This window comes from Micromonospora sp. NPDC049114, assembly GCF_040648635.1.
Lineage (GTDB): Bacteria > Actinomycetota > Actinomycetes > Mycobacteriales > Micromonosporaceae > Micromonospora.
This window is the reverse complement of sequence record NZ_JBEZEA010000001.1, coordinates 1,327,115-1,342,924: the sequence shown is the minus strand read 5'-3', so window position 1 is coordinate 1,342,924 and position 15,810 is coordinate 1,327,115. Positions and strand designations below refer to the sequence as shown.

The following is a 15,810-nucleotide window of genomic DNA, read 5'->3' as shown; positions in this document are numbered from 1 at the left end:
CCCAGTGGACAACGCCGATCCGGGGGAGCCCATGAACACCGAGAAACTGACCACCAAGAGCCGCGAAGCCATCACCGGCGCCGTCGCGCTGGCCAACCAGCGTGGCCACGCCACAGTCGAGCCCTGGCACCTCCTGCTGTCCCTGCTGGACACCGACGGCTCGACCGCCGCCGGCCTGCTGCGCGCCGTCGGGGCCGACCCGGCCGAGCTGCGCCGGGCCGCCCAGCGGGCGGTCGACGCCCTGCCGGCCGCGCGGGGCTCCAGCCTCGCCGAGCCCACCCTGGCCCGGGAATTCGTCAACGCCATCGGCGCCGCCGAGCAGATCGCCCGGCCGCTGGGCGACGAGTACACCTCCACCGAGCACCTGCTCGCCGGCCTGGCCCGGGTGGGCGGCGCGGTGTCCGACTCGCTGAAGTCGGCCGGCGCCACCGAGGAAGCCCTGGTCGCCGCCTTCCCGACCGTCCGGGGCGGAGACCGGCGGGTCACCACCGCCGACCCGGAGCAGACCTACCAGGCGCTCACGAAGTACGGCGTCGACCTGACCGCCAGCGCTCGCGACGGCAAGATCGATCCGGTGATCGGCCGGGACTCCGAGATCCGCCGCGTCATCCAGGTGCTCTCCCGGCGTACGAAGAACAACCCGGTGCTGATCGGCGAGCCCGGTGTCGGCAAGACCGCCATCGTCGAGGGCCTCGCCCAGCGGATCGTGGCCGGCGACGTCCCCGAGTCGCTGCGCGACAAGAAGCTGGTCTCGCTGGACCTCGGCGCGATGGTCGCCGGCGCGCAGTACCGCGGCCAGTTCGAGGAGCGGCTGAAGTCCGTCCTGGAGGAGATCAAGAACTCCAACGGGCAGGTCATCACGTTCCTCGACGAGTTGCACACGGTCGTCGGCGCCGGCAAGGGCGAAGGTTCGATGGACGCCGGCAACATGCTCAAGCCGATGCTGGCCCGCGGTGAGCTGCGGATGGTCGGCGCCACCACGCTGGACGAGTACCGCGAGCACATCGAGAAGGACCCGGCGCTGGAGCGGCGCTTCCAGCCGGTGCTGGTCGGCGAGCCGACGATCGAGGACACCATCGGCATCCTGCGTGGGCTCAAGGAGCGCTACGAGGTGCACCACGGCGTCCGGATCACCGACGCCGCGCTGGTCGCCGCCGCGACGCTCTCCGACCGGTACATCACCGACCGGTTCCTGCCGGACAAGGCGATCGACCTGGTCGACGAGTCCGCGTCCCGGCTGCGGATGGAGATCGACTCCCGCCCGGTCGAGGTGGACGAGATCGAGCGGGCGGTCCGCCGGCTGGAGATCGAGGAGATGGCGCTGGCCAAGGAGCCGGACGCCGCGTCCGCCGAGCGCCTGGCGCGGCTGCGCCAGGAGTTGGCCGACAAGCGCGAGCAGCTCACCGTGCTCTCCGAGCGCTGGCAGACCGAGAAGAGCCACATCACCAAGCTCTCCACAGCCAAGGAGGAGTTGGAGCGCCTGGGCGGCGAGGCCGAGCGGGCCGAGCGGGACGGGGAGCTGGAGCGTGCCGCCGAGCTGCGCTACGGCCGGATCCCCGCCCTGAAGGTCGAGCTGAAGCAGGCCGAGGAGGAGCTGGCCCAGCTCCAGGCCGACGGCGCGATGCTCAAGGAGGAGGTCGGCGCGGACGACATCGCCGCGGTGGTCGCCTCGTGGACCGGCATTCCGGCCGGTCGCCTGCTCGAAGGCGAAACGGCGAAGCTGCTGCGGATGGAGGAGTCGCTGGGCGGCCGGGTGGTCGGCCAGGCCGAGGCCGTGGGCGCGGTGTCCGACGCCGTACGCCGGGCACGGGCCGGTGTCGCCGACCCGGACCGCCCGACGGGCAGCTTCCTCTTCCTCGGCCCGACAGGTGTCGGCAAGACGGAGCTGGCCAAGGCGCTCGCCGAGTTCCTCTTCGACGACGAGCGGGCGATGGTCCGCATCGACATGAGCGAGTACGGCGAGAAGCACTCGGTGGCCCGCCTGGTCGGTGCCCCGCCCGGTTACGTGGGCTACGAGGAGGGCGGGCAGCTTACCGAGGCGGTGCGCCGCCGGCCGTACTCGGTGATCCTGCTGGACGAGGTGGAGAAGGCCCACCCCGACGTCTTCGACGTGCTGCTCCAGGTGCTCGACGACGGTCGGCTCACCGATGGTCAGGGCCGCACGGTGGACTTCCGCAACGCGATCCTGATCCTCACCTCCAACCTCGGGTCGTCGGTGATCAGCGATCTGACGCTGGCCGAGGAGCAGCGCCGGGAGGGCGTCCTGGCAGTGGTCCGGTCGCACTTCAAGCCGGAGTTCCTCAACCGGCTGGACGACATCGTGGTCTTCGCCGCGCTGCGCGGGGACGATCTGCGCTCCATCGTGGACATCCAGCTCGACCGGATGCGGCGGCGGTTGGCCGACCGGCGGCTCGGCCTGGAGATCACCGATTCCGCGCGTCAGTGGCTGGCGGAGCACGGCTACGACCCGATCTACGGTGCCCGCCCGCTGCGCCGCCTGGTCCAGACCGCCATCGGCGACCAGTTGGCCAAGGCCCTGCTGAGCGGATCGATCCGAGACGGCAACACGGTAAAGGTGGACCTCACCCCCGCCGCCAACACGCTCACGGTAACCCCAGCCTGACCCCGCCCTGATCACGGTGATCAAGAGGTTTGCGTCATCGGAACGTCTTCTCATGACGCAAACCTCTTGATCAACAGGGTGAGAGGTGGGCGGGGAGGGAAAGGGTTGGGGCATGTTCGGGATGCGTAAGGCTTGGGAGCGCGAACTCGGTGCGGCGGTGGACGAGCTGGTCGCCGCCGACACGCTTGCCTTCGGTGGGGTGGGGATCGCCGGCGCGACCCTGCCGGTGACCGAGGCGTACCAGCGCGTCGAGGCCGCGCTCGACGACCACCCCGAGGAGGTACGCCGGCAGCTCGACCGGCTGCTCGCCAAGGGGTCACCCGCCGGTCGGGCGTACGCGGCGACGCTGCTGGAGCGCGTCGACCCGGCGGCGGCCCGAGCGGCGTGGACGTCGCTGCGGGACGACCCCACCGAGTTCACCACCTTCGTCGGGTGCGTCATGGGGCGCTCCACCCTCGGCGACTACGCCACCCAGCGACTCGCGGCGGCGTGACCCGCCCGGGTCGTGCAACCCGGCCCATCCGGCACGGCGGAGTGGCGCGAACCCAGGCATCCACAATGACCACGGCCGGCGACACCCCGGCTGCCGTCGGTAGCTGAGCTTTCGGTCACGACGCGACTCATTTCGGTGCGCGAGGTTGTTACCGTCTGCGCCGACGTACCTGGGGAGGTGGTCGGTGGACGGGTCGCAGGCGTACCTGGTGGCGGCGGTGGTCGTACTCATCGTGGTCGTGCTCGTGATCGTCGTGCGAGCCCGGCGGCGGGCCGCGGCCCGGCCCACCGGGGTGCCACCGGCCGCCCGACCCACCCTCGACGGCGCCAACCGACTGGCGCCGGGTGATCGCGTGCGGATCGGCCAGCGGGAGTACGTCGTGAGCGGCACCATCCGCCTGGTCGAGGGGGACTGGAGCTGGGTGCAGCACCTCCTCGACGACGCCTCCGGCACGCCACACCGGCTCTCCGTCGAAGGCGACGGCGACCCCGAGCTGGAACTTGTGCTCTGGACCGCCCAACCCGGCGCGACCGTCACCCCCGGCGCCCCGACCATCGACCTCGGCGGGCTGCGCTACACCTGGGCCGAGACCGGGCAGGCCCGCTACACCGCCACCGGCGAGACCGGCCTGCCCTCGGCCGGGACCATGCGCTACCACGACTACCAGTCGGGCCCGAACGCCCGGCTCTCCTTCGAGGCGTACGGCGAAGAGGGCTGGCGGGTCGCCCGCGGCGACCTGCTCGACCCCGCCGATCTGGCGATCCGACCCACCGGCGACGGGCGCTGAGCGACCCGACGCGCCCGCCGCCTTCGGCACGGCATGCCGGACTGGCCGGTTGCCGATACGGTGTGGGCCCGATCTAGGGAAGGAGAATCGTGGTCGATTCCCAGAGCACGCCGGCCCGCCAGCGGCCATCCACCGTGACGATTTCCAGCTATCTGCTCTACCTGTTCCTGGCGTGCCAGGTGATCAGTCTCATTGTCACCCTCTCCACCATCGGCAAGACCCGGGACGTGCTCCGCGACGTCTACTCGACCAGTACGGCCGAGGGCGCGGACCAGGTGGCGAACTTCGTCTTCGCGTTCGCCCTCGGCGCCGGCATCCTCGTGCTCCTGCTCGCGGTCGTGCTGGCCGTGCTGGCCATCTTCAACAACCGTGGTAGCAACGGTTCGCGCATCACCACCTGGATCGTCGGCGGCATCATGGTCTGCTGCACGGGTGGCACCGTGCTCAACGGCGCGGGCGGCGGCAGCTTCACCACCGGTGGGAACACCAGCGGCGACATGCCGAGCAGCGAAGAGGTCCAGCGCCGCCTCGAGGAGGCGCTGCCGTCCTGGATCGCCCCGGTCAGCATCACGCTCGGCGTGATCAGCCTGCTCGCGCTGCTCGCGGCGCTCATCCTGCTGGCACTGCCGAAGTCGAACGAGTTCTTCCGCAAGCCCGCCGCGGCCTGGGAGCCCCCGACCCCCGGCACCAGCTACCCGGGCTACCCGCAGGCATCCGGCCAGCCCGGCTACCCGCAGGCTCCCGGCCAGCCCGGTTACCCGGCGGCGCCCGGCCAGCCGGCCCATCCGTCCAGTGGCGAGCCGGGTTACCCGCCCAGTGGCGAGCCGGGCTACCCGTCGACGCCGGGCCAGGCACCCGGGTCGGAGCAGCCGCCGTCCGGCACCGACCGGCCGGACGACACGCCGCCGGCGGACCGCCCCGGCCCGACCCCGCCGTCGACCAGTTGACCGCTGGATAAGCACGACGCCGACGATCCCTCCGAGTAGGTTGCAACCCGACGCCTACCGGAGGGATCCGTCGTGTCGTACCCCGAACCGGCACCGCCCCGCCGGCCCGCCGTGGTCCTGCTGGCCTCGGCCGTGCTGCTGGTGATGGCGGTGGCCGCGCTCGCGTACACCGTCGTGGACCTGGCGGTGCTGGGCCGGACCGTGGACGCGTTCCGGGCTGCCGCTCGGGACACGTCGGCGACCCCGCAGCAGATCGACGACGTGGTGACCCTGCTGCGCGCGTCGGCGGCGCTGACCGCGGTGGTGGCGGCCCTCTCCGCGCCCGTGCTCGCCGGCCTGGCCCTCGGGCTGCTGACGGGCCGGCGGGGCGTACGGGTGGCCACCTGGGTGGTCTGCGGGCTCGGGCTGCTCGCGGGATGCTGCAGCGTGGCGGTGCTCGTCGGCGAGCGGGCCGCGCCGCTGCGGCTGGGCGCCGACGAGCGGGCCACCGCCGAGCTGCTCGGCCTCATCTCGGACGCGTACCCGTCCTGGTGGATCCCGCTCAACGCCGGGCTTTCGGTCGGGCAGGCCCTCGGTTACCTTGTGGTAGCAACGCTGCTGACCCTGCCGGCGGCGAACGCCTGGTTCGGTCGACACCGCCCCACGTCACCCACCATGCCGTCCGCCCCACAGGCGTTTCCACCCGCACCGCACCAGCCCCCGCCGGCGTCCGCCGCGCCCCCGTACCCGCCCAGGTGAGGACCTGCCCGTGACGCTCGATCCCACGACCGCTGAGCGACGGGCCCTGATCACCGGCGCCACGGCCGGCATCGGCGCTGCCTTCGCCCGACGTCTGGCGGCCGACGGTTGGCAGCTGGTGCTGGTCGCCCGGGACGCCGGCCGGCTGGGCGAGATGGCCACGGAGTTGGGCTCCCGGCACGGTCGTGCCGTGGAGACGTTGTCGGCGGACCTGTCCACCGACGACGGCTGCGCGACAGTCGAGCAGCGGCTGACCTCCGACAGCCCCGTCCACCTGCTCGTCAACAACGCCGGCATCAGCCTGAACAAGCCGTTCCTGCGCTCCACAGCGGAGGACGAGGCGCGGCTGCTCCGGCTCAACGTGCACGCCGTCATGCGACTGACCCTGGCGGCGCTTCGGCCGATGACCGAACGGCGCGACGGGGCAGTGATAAATGTCTCTTCGGTTGCGGGTTTTGGCGCGGTGATGCCCGGGTCGACCTACTCGGCCAGCAAGGCGTGGGTCACCAATTTCAGCGAGTCCGTCGGCCAGTCGGCACGCCCATTCGGTGTCCGGGTGATGGCTCTGTGCCCCGGCTACACCCGCACCGAATTCCACGAACGGGCCGGCATCAACATGTCGAAAACGCCTGAGTGGCTGTGGCTGCGAGCCGAGGATGTCGTCGACGACGCCCTACGTGACCTGCGGAAAGGCAAGTTGGTAAGCATCCCGGCATGGAAGTACAAGGTGGCGGTCGCCGGTCTGCGACACGCGCCGATCCGGCTGCTCCAGGCGGTCGCCCGCGACACCCGCAGCCGGATCGGCCGCGACGAGCACTGAACCGTCGGAGCCCGCCAGCGCCGAGAACGCCGTGGTCGGGCGTTGGCGCACCGCCTCCAGATCGGTCGCTGAGCGTAGTCGAACATCGCCAACCGTCGGTTCCTCGCGGGGCTGATCAGGGAGGGCCGTGCACACGCCGTTCAGACTTGCGCAGTAACCTCTATCGCCATGGGGGACCACGACGACCTGCGTAAATTCATTACCGACCTGGCTGTGGTCCACGGACGGGTCGTGCTCTCCTCGGGGCGCGAGGCAGACTGGTACGTCGATTTGCGGCGTGTCACGCTCCATCACCAGGCCGCTCCGTTGGTCGGTCGGGCGCTGCTCGATCTCACCGCCGACTGGGAGTACGAGGCCGTCGGTGGGCTCACCCTGGGCGCGGACCCTGTCGCGCTCTCGATGCTGCACGCCGCCGCTCCGACCGGCCGCGCCCTCGACGCCTTCGTGGTGCGAAAGGCGGGCAAGGCGCACGGTCTGCAGCGACGGATCGAGGGACCGGAGGTGGCCGGCCGCCGAGTGTTGGCGGTGGAGGACACGTCCACAACGGGCGGAAGTGTGTTGACCGCTGTCGAGGCGCTTCGTGAGGCCGGAGCCGAAGTCGTGGGCGTGGCGGTTATTGTTGATCGAGGCGCCGGCGACGCGGTGCGAGCCGCCGGATTGCCGTACAGGGCGGCCTATACGTTGGCTGACCTCGGCCTTGTGGCGTAAAAGTTTGCCGATTCGGATCTGCTGATATGCAGGCGGATCGATGCTGCTGGTGGAAGGATGGAATACGTGGGAACTGCGTTGGCCGAAATGACAATGCCTCAGATCTCGCCGCTTGCCGGTGAGCCGATCGAACGTGCCGATGCCGAGCGTCTCGCGGGGGTCCTCAAGGCCCTCGCGGATCCCGCCCGGTTGCGGCTGCTCAGCCTGATCCAGTCGGCCCCCGAGGGCGAGGCGTGCGTCTGTGACTTGACCGCACCGCTCGGCCTCTCCCAGCCGACGGTCAGTCACCACCTGCGTATCCTCACCGAGGCCGGCTTGCTGGAGCGGGAGAAGCGCGGTGTCTGGGCGTACTACCGGCTGGTCCCGAGTGCGATCGCGACGATCGCCGACCTGCTGACCCCGCCGCGTAAGCGGGCCACCAAGAAGGCCCGCTGACATAGGCGCTGCGCACCGTCCCACGCCGGGGCGGTGTCCGGTGGCGAACCAGGGGTGGCGCCACCGGTAGGTGATACCTGCTCGTCCTCGGCCGCACCGCCGGAGGGCGGGCCTGACATGCCGACGGCCGACCCCCTCACCAGGGGGCCGGCCGTCGTCGTACCTGCGATCAGCGCTCCTGGCCGTGCCCCCGACGGTCGTGGTCGTGCGGGTGCTCGTCGTGGTCGAACTTCTCGCGTACCGCGTCGACCGCGCCCGCGGCGCTGGCCGCCGCGACCACCGCTACCGCCTCACCGCGCTTGCGCGCCCGCCGGTCACGCAGGAACTCGAAGAAGATCGGCAGCACCGAGATCAGGATGATCAGGGCGACCACCGGCAGGATGTAGTGGTCGATCTTGTCGCCGATGGCCTTGTAGATCCGGTCGGCCAGCAGGTAGCCGATCAGCAGGATGCCGTCCACCCAGAGCACCGCGCCGACGATGTTCCACATCAGGAACTGCCGGGCCGGCATGCCCAGCGCCCCGGCGACCGGGTTGAGGAACGTCCGCACGATCGGGATGAAGCGCGCCAGCACCACTGCCTTCGCCGGGCCGAACTTCTGGAAGTAGTACTCGGCCTTCTCGACGTACTCCTTCTTGAAGAGCCGCGAGTTGGGCCGCTCGAACATCCGACGGCCATACCGCGCGCCGAGCCAGTGCCCCAACTGGGCGCCGAGGATCGCGCAGATCGGCCCGCCGATGAGCAGGCCGGCCAGCGAGAGCCGGGTGCCGTCACCGAAGATGGCGTCCGCCACCGGCGAGGCGGCCACGCCGGCGAGGAACAGCAGCGAGTCGCCGGGGAAGAAGAAACCCACCAGCAGGCCGGTCTCGGCGAAGAGGATCACCCAGACGCCCACCAGCCCGAAGGTCTGCAACAGGTCCTTGGGATCGAGCGGGTTCAGGGCGACGCTCTCCGTGAGAGCGCGGGTCTTCTCAGCTGTGTCCACGGCCACAAAGGGTACCGAAGCCCGGTGCCCGTACCGCGCCGGACCGGCCCCCACCACCCGCTGGCCGTAAACGGCGGTGCCCCGCCGACAAGCGTTGTCGGCGGGGCACCCGTGGTACGGGATGGAGCAGATTGTTCGGCTGGATCAGGCGACGAAGCGGGTCCGGCGGCGCTTGGCCACCAGGTAACCGCCCACGCCCGCGACGAGCAGCAGCGCGCCGATGCCGGCGATCAGGCCGGTCGACTGACCGGTGATCGGCAGCGCGCCACCGTCACCGCCACCCTCGCCGCCGCCGTTACCGCCGGCCGCACCCTTGATGGTGAAGGCCGCGGTGTCGTTCTTCGGGTTGAGGTCGGCGATGGTGGACCCCTCGCCTTCCAGGTTGAAGTGCAGCAGGTGAACTGAGCCCGGTGCGCCGGCCAGATTGTCGATGCGCAGCCCGAACTCGAAGACGGCCGCGTCGCCCTTGTGCAGGGTGTCGTACCAGAGGCAGAGGTAGGCGCGCGCGCCCGGATCGCCGTACCAGCCGACCATCTCGCCGTCCTTGAACGGCGAGCACTCGTCCGGCGCGGTCACGACGGTCGCGCCGGCCGGAATGGTGATTTCGGCGGCGGTCGTCAGCTCGCGGGGCGAGTACGTGTTGATGGCAGCCGGGCCGTTGTTGACGAAGCCGACCTTGGTGTTGACGGTCTTGCCTACAGCACCGGCAACCTCGGCCCCGGTGGCGGCAACGTCGGCCCGCTGGTTGCCGGTCACGGTCGCCGTGATCATCGTGACGTTGTTGCTCGGATCCTTGTCGGTCTGCTTGAGCTGACGGGCCTGCGTGGTCGGCGCCGGGACCAGGGTCAGCGCCGCGCCGGTGCCCTTTCGCCATTCGCCGGCCGGGAAGGGGAACTCCGCGAGGAACGCAGCCCAGTCGCCATCGGCGAACCACTCAGCCGAGCCGTACTGCTCGCCCGGTGCCCAGGCGTCCGGTGCGATCTTGAGCACGGACGACGAGTCCAACTGGACGACGGCTTCCGGCTCGATCTTCTGGTCCATCGCGCACTGGGCGAAGTTGGTGCCGAATGCGTAGAGGTAGGAGCAGTTCGAGTGCTGGGCCGCGGTGAGACCGGTGCCCGTCAGCAACAGGACAGCGCCGTTCGTCGTCTTGTCACCGACGTTCGCGACGCGCAGGGGCGCCTTCACGGACGCTCCTGGCGCACCCGAGACCTCAAGGACGTCGTCCGCCTTGAGATCCACGCCCTCGCCCACCTCGATCGTGGACGTGGCAGTGACATTCGCCCTGCCCTTGGAGGCCATGGTCAGGGTGAGGTCAGCCTTCTTGCCCACCGGCGCGGTGTCCTTGGCCTTGACGGTGAGGTCGAGGACATAGTCGATGGTCTCGGCACCCTTGAGATTGCAGGTGATGGTCGTTCCGGTCTGCGAGCAGCCGGCCACCGAGTCGGTCAGGGTGACCGTGGCGAAGTCGGCGACCGCAGAGCGGTCAACAGTGATGGTGAAGTTCTCCGGCAGGGCCTCGGCGAACGCCTGGAGCATGACGGACTTGGCCTCACCGCCGGGGGCGAGGAGGGCGTTGTTCGCGTACAGGAAGACCTCGTTCGAGGGCTCCTCGGCGAGGGCCGGGCTGGCGGAGGCGGCGACGAACGCGCCTGCGACGCCCAGGCCGGCGAGCCAGCGCCGAGTGGAGTGGGTGAGCATCAGGGGGATTCCTCCAGTAGGGGGATTCAGGTGCAGCCTGCGGATCTTAAGGAATCGCTAAGGTTCGCTGTCGCCCCTGATCACCGCTCGGTCGCCAACATGAACCGAAAGGTTGATCAGCGTCGCCGCAACGTTCAGGCCGTCCGCTCCCGTCATCTGAGGCAGGACCCCGGGAGGTGCAGTGACGTACGAGGAGTTCGCGGACACGCGGCTTGCCCCGCTGCTGCGGTACGCGGTGATGCTCACCGGCGATCCGCACCAGGCGCAGGATCTGGTGCAGGAGACGATGGTCCGGGTCCAGCTCAACTGGCGGCGGGTCGTCCGCGCGGACTCGCCCGAGCGGTACGTGCGCCGGATGCTCACCAACCAGTACGTCGACTGGAAACGCGGCTCGTGGATGCGCCGGGTGCTGCTGCGCGGGGAGCCCGACGAGTCCCTGCCGGCGTCGGTCGACCACGCCCAGTCCGCCGTGGACCGGGACCAGATCTGGTCGTGGCTGTCCCGGCTGCCGCGCCGGCAGCGCGCCACTCTCGTGCTGCGCTACTACGAGGACCTACCCGACGCCGAGATCGCCGAAATTCTTGGCTGCGCCGTCGGGACCGTACGTTCGTCCATCTCCCGGGCCCTGGCCACGCTCCGGGCCGAGTATGTGGAGGTTCGCTCATGATCGAGGATGACCTGCGGGCCGCCTTCGCCCGGCACGAGCCGCTGACCCCGCCGACCGGTCCGTTGCGGGCCGCCATCGACCGCCTGGCGATCGGCCGGCGTCGACGCCGTCGCCGCTGGCAGGCAGGTGGCACCGCGCTGGCCCTGCTCGGGGTGCTGGGGCTCGGGGTGCCGCTGTTGACTCCGGAGCGCGCGGGGCCGCCGCCGACCGCCGAGCTGCTCGGTGAGTCGGCTCGGCCGGCACCGTCCGGAGCGCTGAACATCCTGCTGCTCGGCATCGACGGCGACGGGCGGACGGCGGCACGCGCGGACGCGGTCCTGTTGGTGCACATCCCCGCCGACCGCAGCCGCCCCTACCTGGTGTCGCTGCCGCGTGACCTGGGGGTGCCGATTCCGGGCCAGGGAACCGACAAGCTGAACGCCGCGTTCCCGTTCGGCGCCGGTTTCACCCGTCCCGAGCTGACCAAGGGGTACGAGCTGACGCGTCGTACGGTGGCCGAGCTGACCGGGGTCCGGGTGGACGCCGGCGTGGTGCTGACGTACCGCGCGGTGCGCTCGCTTACCGACGCGGTCGGCGGGGTGCCGGTCTGCCTGCCTGAACGGGTTCGCTCCGTCCACACGAAGCGGGTCTTCCCGGCCGGCTGCCAACGTCTCGACGGCGCCGCGTCGGTCGACCTGCTCCGCCAGCGCTACGGTCTGCGAGAGGGAAGTCAGGACCGGGACCGCAACGCCCGGCTCTTCGCCGCCGGGCTGGTCCGCCAGAGCACCGACCAGGGCGTGCTCACCGATCCGGTACGCCTCGCCAAGCTGCTGACCACCGTCGGCCCGGACCTCGTCGTGTCACCCGACCGGGGGGCCCTGCTGGACCTGCTGCGGCTCGCCCCCACGCTGCGATCGGTGGAGCCGGTCGGGTTCGGCCTCCCGGTCGCCTGGCCGACCGGGACGGAGCGCTACCTGCGGACCGACCCGAAGCTCGCGCCGGAGTTCCTGACCGCGCTGCGGGACGACCGGCTCGGCGACTGGACGGCCCGGCACCCGAAGCTGGTCGACGAAGCCCGCTGAGCGGTCAGCGGTAGTCGTCCTCGTCCCCGGTGACCACCCGGGCCTGCTCCATGGCGTCCCAGTCGTCGACCTCCATGCCGCGCTGCGGCTCGACGTCGACGTGGGCCGGGTCGACCACGGTGGCCTGCTCGACCGCGTCGGCCGGCTCCGCCTCGGGGTCGCGTTCGTCGGCGGCGAGGTGGTCGCCGGGGGTGAAGTCCTCATCGGGCTGACCCATGGTCCCTCCCGGGTTCTCGGGGCACGATTCCCACCACCGTACGGGCTGCGTCGACGCGGCGCGCGGAAGCCGAGTCGGCGGAATCAACCCATGACGGCGCGCGCCGATGCCAGGATGGTGCCGTGGGCTTCCTCATCCGACTGGCGATCACCGCTGTCGCGTTGTGGGTGACCACCCTGATCGTGCCCGGCGTCGACGTGCACGGCCGTTCGGGTGGCAACACCGTGCTCACGCTGATCGTGGTGGCGCTCATCTTCGGCGTGATCAACGCGGTGCTCAAGCCGATCATCCGGGTGGTCGGCTGCGTGTTCTACCTGCTGACGCTGGGCCTGTTCGCGCTTGTCGTCAACGCGCTGCTCTTCCTGCTCACCGACCGGATCGCCCGCGGGCTCGACCTGCCGTTCCAGGTGGACGGCTTCTGGCCGGCGTTCTGGGGAGCCATCGTGATGACAGTGGTCACCTGGCTGATCACCGTCATCGTGCCGGACCGTCTGGACACCCGGTGAGCGGCTGACACCCCCCTCGGTTGGTCCTGCCCACCACACCTGCGGGATACTGCCGGGCGGAGGACAGCGCGGTCCGGCGCACAAGTGAACAACAGCGGCCAGCACGGCCGAGAGTGGTAAGTAAGGAGCGCATCACATGCCCATCGCTTCCCCCGAGGCCTACGCGGAGATGCTGGACCGCGCCAAGGCTGGCCGGTACGCGTACCCCGCGATCAACGTGACCTCCTCCCAGACGCTGAACGCGGCGCTCAAGGGCTTCGCCGACGCGGAGAGCGACGGCATCATCCAGGTCTCCACCGGTGGTGCCGAGTACCTGTCCGGTCCCTCGATCAAGGACATGGTCACCGGCGCGGTGGCGTTCGCCGCGTACGCGCACGAGGTGGCCAAGAAGTACCCGGTCAACATCGCGCTGCACACCGACCACTGCCCGAAGGACAAGCTGGACAAGTTCGTCCGGCCGCTGATGGGCATCTCGCAGGAGCGGGTGAAGCGCGGCGAGCAGCCGCTGTACCAGTCGCACATGTGGGACGGGTCGGCCGTGCCGGTCGCCGAGAACCTGCAGATCGCCTCCCAACTCCTCGACGAGGCCGCCAAGGGCAAGATCGTCCTCGAGATCGAGGTTGGCGTCGTCGGTGGCGAGGAGGACGGCGTCGAGAACGCCATCAACGACAAGCTCTACACCACGGTCGAGGACGGCCTGGCCATGGTCGAGGCGCTCGGCCTGGGCGAGAAGGGCCGCTACATGGCGGCGCTGACCTTCGGCAACGTGCACGGCGTCTACAAGCCGGGCAACGTCAAGCTCCGCCCCGAGATCCTCAACCAGATCCAGGAGGCGGTCGGCGCCAAGTACGGCAAGGACAAGCCGCTCAGCCTGGTCTTCCACGGCGGCTCGGGCTCCCTGCTGAGCGAGATCCGCGAGGCTCTCGACTACGGCGTGGTGAAGATGAACATCGACACCGACACGCAGTACGCCTTCACCCGGCCCGTCGCGGACCACATGCTCCGCAACTACGACGGCGTGCTGAAGATCGACGGCGAGGTCGGCAACAAGAAGCAGTACGACCCTCGTACCTGGGGCAAGGCCGCCGAGGCCGGCCTGGCCGCCCGGGTCGTCGAGGCGTGCGAGCACCTGCGCTCCACCGGCACCACGATGTCCAAGTAACGACGTACGCCCGACGGCCGGCTCTCCCCTCGGGGAGCCGGCCGTCGTCGTCAGGTGGTCAACAGGCGGACGGCCTCGTGGACGTCGTCGGTGAGGTGGATCGTCGACGACAGGTCGCCGAACGGCGAGGCGGCCAGCAGCGGACGCAGCAGCGCTTCCACCGGCAACTCCCGCGTCCAGTAGTCACGGTCCAGGAAGATGTACGCGCCGCTGGCCCCATCGGTGCCGTAGTAGGTCTTGGTGGCCGCCTGGAACACCTCCTGCACCGTGCCCGCCCGACCCGGCGCGAAGACGATGCCGCCCCGGGCGAGCCGCAGGATGGTGTCCTCCCGGATCGCGTTCGAGAAGTACTTGGCGATCCGCCCCGCGAACAGGTTCGCCGGCTCGTGCCCGTACAGCCAGGTCGGGATGGCCAGCCCGCCGGCCCGCGCCCACCCGGCGTCCCCGGCGCGCTGGCGGGGCACGCCCGCGTACCGCTGCCGGACCGTCAACGCCGCGGCCGTGTACCGGTGGTGGTCGGTGAAATCGGGCGCGGTGGCCAGCAGGTCGATCGCCGCGGTCAGGTCCGCCGCCGCGTGGTCCGCCAGGTACGCGCCGAGGTTCGCCGCCTCCATCACCCCGGGGCCCCCGCCGGTCACCACCAGCCGGTCGGCCCGCGCCAGCTCCCACCCCAGCACGGCCGCCATCCGGTACGCCGCACTGCCGCGCCGCACGGCGTGACCGCCCATGATGCCGACCACCGACTGCGGCCCGTACCCGCCCAGCCAGGCGCGGGTGGCGTCGGCGAGCGCGTTGTCCACGCCATGGTCGTGCAGCCGCTGACCGAGCGCCTCCTTCACGTCCGGCAGCGCCCCGCCGTGCGCCCGGTAGTGCTCGTACACCCGGGTGTCGTACATCCCGGTGAACCCGCCCTCGGCGAACCCGTCGGCGAGGTCGTCCGGCGTGTAGAGGTGCGACGGCTGGGTCGGGTACGGCAGCCCGGAGAACGGCGGCACCACGTTCGCGCCGCGCCGGACCAGGTCGGCGCCGACCTCCCGGGAGGCGAACCGGCAGCCGACGAAGAGCGTGCCGGTGACCTCGACGCCGGTCAGGTCGGGCACCGGGGTGAGGTCGAGGCGCAGGCCCTGCACGGTCAGCCCGGTCAGGCGGCCGGTGACCAGCTGCCGGTCGAACTCGTCCCGGGTCTGGATCTCGTCGGCGTGCAGGTGGGGCTCGATGACGTCGGTGGGAGGTGGGGTCGGCACCCGGCCATCCTGCCCCTTGGACGAGGCCCGCCAAACCCCGGGCGGGGTGGACGCGACAGGAGCCCGGTGGTCGTGGCCACCGGGCTCCTGCCTAACCGGTTCCTGGGGAGGCTCCGGACCATTAGTTGTAATGGAAAACACCTGGCCGCGGCATAGGCCGCAGGCGTGATGAACTCCTCAGCCGTTCAGCCGAACGCGTCGGCCGACCCGCTCGCGTGTCGCCCTGTCCAGCGGGTTGAATGGGGCGATGCAGAACCTTTTGCCGGAGCCACCGGCCACCCTCCTGCCCGCGAACGACGAGGCCGACGCCGCCCTGGCCGCCGCCCAGGAGGCCGGCACCGACGAGGCGTTCGCCGCGGTGGCGGCCCGCTTCCCGACCTTCAGCGCGGCCTGGGGTGCGCTCGCGGCCCGGGCGTTCGCGGCCGGCGCGGTGGTGACGGGGTACGCGTACGCCCGCACCGGCTACCACCGTGGCCTCGACCAGCTCCGCCGCAACGGCTGGAAGGGCCACGGGCCCGTGCCGTGGTCGCACGAGCCCAACCGGGGCTTCCTCCGCTGCCTGTACGTGCTCTCCCGGGCCGCCGACGAGATCGGCGAGGCCGACGAGGCGGCCCGCTGCGCCCAGTTCCTGCGGGACTGCGACCCGGCTGCGGCGGACGCGCTGGCCAGCAACTGACACCGCCGTCGAAGGCCGGCCCGGAGCCGGGCCGGCCTTC

Annotated in this window: 17 protein-coding genes; 13 read left to right on the top strand and 4 right to left on the bottom strand. The window is 70.9% G+C overall.

The genetic code is table 11. The annotated features are described in order from the left end of the window. Positions 1–31: 31 nt before the first annotated feature. From clpB to AB0B39_RS06370, 8 genes are all read left to right on the top strand, one after another. Entirely contained in the window at positions 32–2,623 is a 2,592-nt protein-coding gene (clpB, locus tag AB0B39_RS06405; RefSeq protein ID WP_357573650.1) for an ATP-dependent chaperone ClpB, read from the top strand. Positions 2,624–2,735: 112 nt separating this feature from the next. Then, entirely contained in the window at positions 2,736–3,116 is a 381-nt protein-coding gene (locus AB0B39_RS06400) for a hypothetical protein (RefSeq protein WP_357491489.1), read from the top strand. Between the two features lie 184 nt (positions 3,117–3,300). Further along, complete coding sequence (locus AB0B39_RS06395) at positions 3,301–3,903, top strand: DUF4178 domain-containing protein (RefSeq protein ID WP_234583122.1); 603 nt, start codon at positions 3,301–3,303, stop codon at positions 3,901–3,903. 89 nt (positions 3,904–3,992) lie between these two features. Then, positions 3,993–4,850 carry a hypothetical protein gene (locus AB0B39_RS06390; protein ID WP_357573649.1) on the top strand — a complete coding sequence of 286 codons (858 nt, stop codon included), beginning with the start codon at positions 3,993–3,995 and terminating at the stop codon, positions 4,848–4,850. 72 nt (positions 4,851–4,922) lie between these two features. Next, on the top strand, positions 4,923–5,588 hold the full coding sequence (locus AB0B39_RS06385; RefSeq protein ID WP_357573648.1) for a hypothetical protein: 666 nt from the start codon (positions 4,923–4,925) through the stop codon (positions 5,586–5,588). Between the two features lie 10 nt (positions 5,589–5,598). Then, positions 5,599–6,408, top strand: coding sequence for an SDR family oxidoreductase (locus tag AB0B39_RS06380; RefSeq protein ID WP_357573647.1), 810 nt, complete (start codon positions 5,599–5,601; stop codon positions 6,406–6,408). A 168-nt stretch (positions 6,409–6,576) separates the two neighbouring features. Beyond that, positions 6,577–7,116: an orotate phosphoribosyltransferase gene (gene pyrE / locus AB0B39_RS06375; RefSeq protein WP_007454251.1), complete on the top strand. Its 540-nt coding sequence runs from the start codon at positions 6,577–6,579 to the stop codon at positions 7,114–7,116. Between the two features lie 57 nt (positions 7,117–7,173). Next, positions 7,174–7,551 carry a metalloregulator ArsR/SmtB family transcription factor gene (locus AB0B39_RS06370; RefSeq protein WP_007454255.1) on the top strand — a complete coding sequence of 126 codons (378 nt, stop codon included), beginning with the start codon at positions 7,174–7,176 and terminating at the stop codon, positions 7,549–7,551. A 169-nt stretch (positions 7,552–7,720) separates the two neighbouring features. On the opposite strand, the gene AB0B39_RS06365 is transcribed toward AB0B39_RS06370, so the two are convergent. Both AB0B39_RS06365 and AB0B39_RS06360 read right to left on the bottom strand, forming a co-directional pair. Next, complete coding sequence (locus tag AB0B39_RS06365; RefSeq protein ID WP_234583127.1) at positions 7,721–8,542, bottom strand: VTT domain-containing protein; 822 nt, start codon at positions 8,540–8,542, stop codon at positions 7,721–7,723. 138 nt (positions 8,543–8,680) lie between these two features. Continuing rightward, the gene (locus AB0B39_RS06360; RefSeq protein ID WP_357491478.1) at positions 8,681–10,237 is read right to left on the bottom strand and encodes an LPXTG cell wall anchor domain-containing protein; all 1,557 of its coding nucleotides are present in this window, start codon (positions 10,235–10,237) and stop codon (positions 8,681–8,683) included. 181 nt (positions 10,238–10,418) lie between these two features. On the opposite strand from AB0B39_RS06360, the gene AB0B39_RS06355 reads away from it, so the two are divergent. Further along, on the top strand, positions 10,419–10,904 hold the full coding sequence (locus AB0B39_RS06355) for a SigE family RNA polymerase sigma factor (protein ID WP_357491476.1): 486 nt from the start codon (positions 10,419–10,421) through the stop codon (positions 10,902–10,904). Continuing rightward, entirely contained in the window at positions 10,901–11,965 is a 1,065-nt protein-coding gene (locus AB0B39_RS06350) for an LCP family protein (RefSeq protein ID WP_357491474.1), read from the top strand. The genes AB0B39_RS06355 and AB0B39_RS06350 overlap by 4 nt, the downstream gene beginning before the upstream one ends. Before the next feature lie 4 nt (positions 11,966–11,969). Here AB0B39_RS06350 and AB0B39_RS06345 read toward each other — a convergent pair whose 3' ends face one another. Further along, positions 11,970–12,182, bottom strand: a complete 213-nt coding sequence (locus AB0B39_RS06345) for a hypothetical protein (protein ID WP_234583131.1) — start codon at positions 12,180–12,182, stop codon at positions 11,970–11,972. 122 nt (positions 12,183–12,304) lie between these two features. Here AB0B39_RS06345 and AB0B39_RS06340 point away from each other — a divergent pair, with 122 nt between their 5' ends. Continuing rightward, complete coding sequence (locus AB0B39_RS06340) at positions 12,305–12,688, top strand: phage holin family protein (protein WP_357491471.1); 384 nt, start codon at positions 12,305–12,307, stop codon at positions 12,686–12,688. A 136-nt stretch (positions 12,689–12,824) separates the two neighbouring features. Further along, the gene (gene fbaA / locus AB0B39_RS06335) at positions 12,825–13,850 is read left to right on the top strand and encodes a class II fructose-bisphosphate aldolase (protein WP_234583133.1); all 1,026 of its coding nucleotides are present in this window, start codon (positions 12,825–12,827) and stop codon (positions 13,848–13,850) included. Positions 13,851–13,900: 50 nt separating this feature from the next. On the opposite strand, the gene AB0B39_RS06330 is transcribed toward fbaA, so the two are convergent. Beyond that, positions 13,901–15,094 carry a hypothetical protein gene (locus AB0B39_RS06330; protein WP_357573646.1) on the bottom strand — a complete coding sequence of 398 codons (1,194 nt, stop codon included), beginning with the start codon at positions 15,092–15,094 and terminating at the stop codon, positions 13,901–13,903. 247 nt (positions 15,095–15,341) lie between these two features. Between AB0B39_RS06330 and AB0B39_RS06325 the strand changes: the two genes are divergently transcribed. Next, on the top strand, positions 15,342–15,770 hold the full coding sequence (locus AB0B39_RS06325; protein WP_234583135.1) for a DUF3151 domain-containing protein: 429 nt from the start codon (positions 15,342–15,344) through the stop codon (positions 15,768–15,770). The last annotated feature ends 40 nt before the right edge of the window (positions 15,771–15,810 follow it).

Excerpts from the sequence above, each read along its gene's own strand:
- clpB (WP_357573650.1), top strand. The coding sequence starts at position 32 with ATGAACACCGAGAAACTGACCACCAAGAGCCGCGAAGCCATCACCGGC.
- AB0B39_RS06400 (WP_357491489.1), top strand. The coding sequence starts at position 2,736 with ATGTTCGGGATGCGTAAGGCTTGGGAGCGCGAACTCGGTGCGGCGGTG.
- pyrE (WP_007454251.1), top strand. The coding sequence starts at position 6,577 with ATGGGGGACCACGACGACCTGCGTAAATTCATTACCGACCTGGCTGTG.
- AB0B39_RS06370 (WP_007454255.1), top strand. The coding sequence starts at position 7,174 with ATGGAATACGTGGGAACTGCGTTGGCCGAAATGACAATGCCTCAGATC.
- AB0B39_RS06360 (WP_357491478.1), bottom strand. The coding sequence starts at position 10,237 with ATGCTCACCCACTCCACTCGGCGCTGGCTCGCCGGCCTGGGCGTCGCA.
- AB0B39_RS06350 (WP_357491474.1), top strand. The coding sequence starts at position 10,901 with ATGATCGAGGATGACCTGCGGGCCGCCTTCGCCCGGCACGAGCCGCTG.
- AB0B39_RS06345 (WP_234583131.1), bottom strand. The coding sequence starts at position 12,182 with ATGGGTCAGCCCGATGAGGACTTCACCCCCGGCGACCACCTCGCCGCC.
- fbaA (WP_234583133.1), top strand. The coding sequence starts at position 12,825 with ATGCCCATCGCTTCCCCCGAGGCCTACGCGGAGATGCTGGACCGCGCC.
- AB0B39_RS06325 (WP_234583135.1), top strand. The coding sequence starts at position 15,342 with ATGCAGAACCTTTTGCCGGAGCCACCGGCCACCCTCCTGCCCGCGAAC.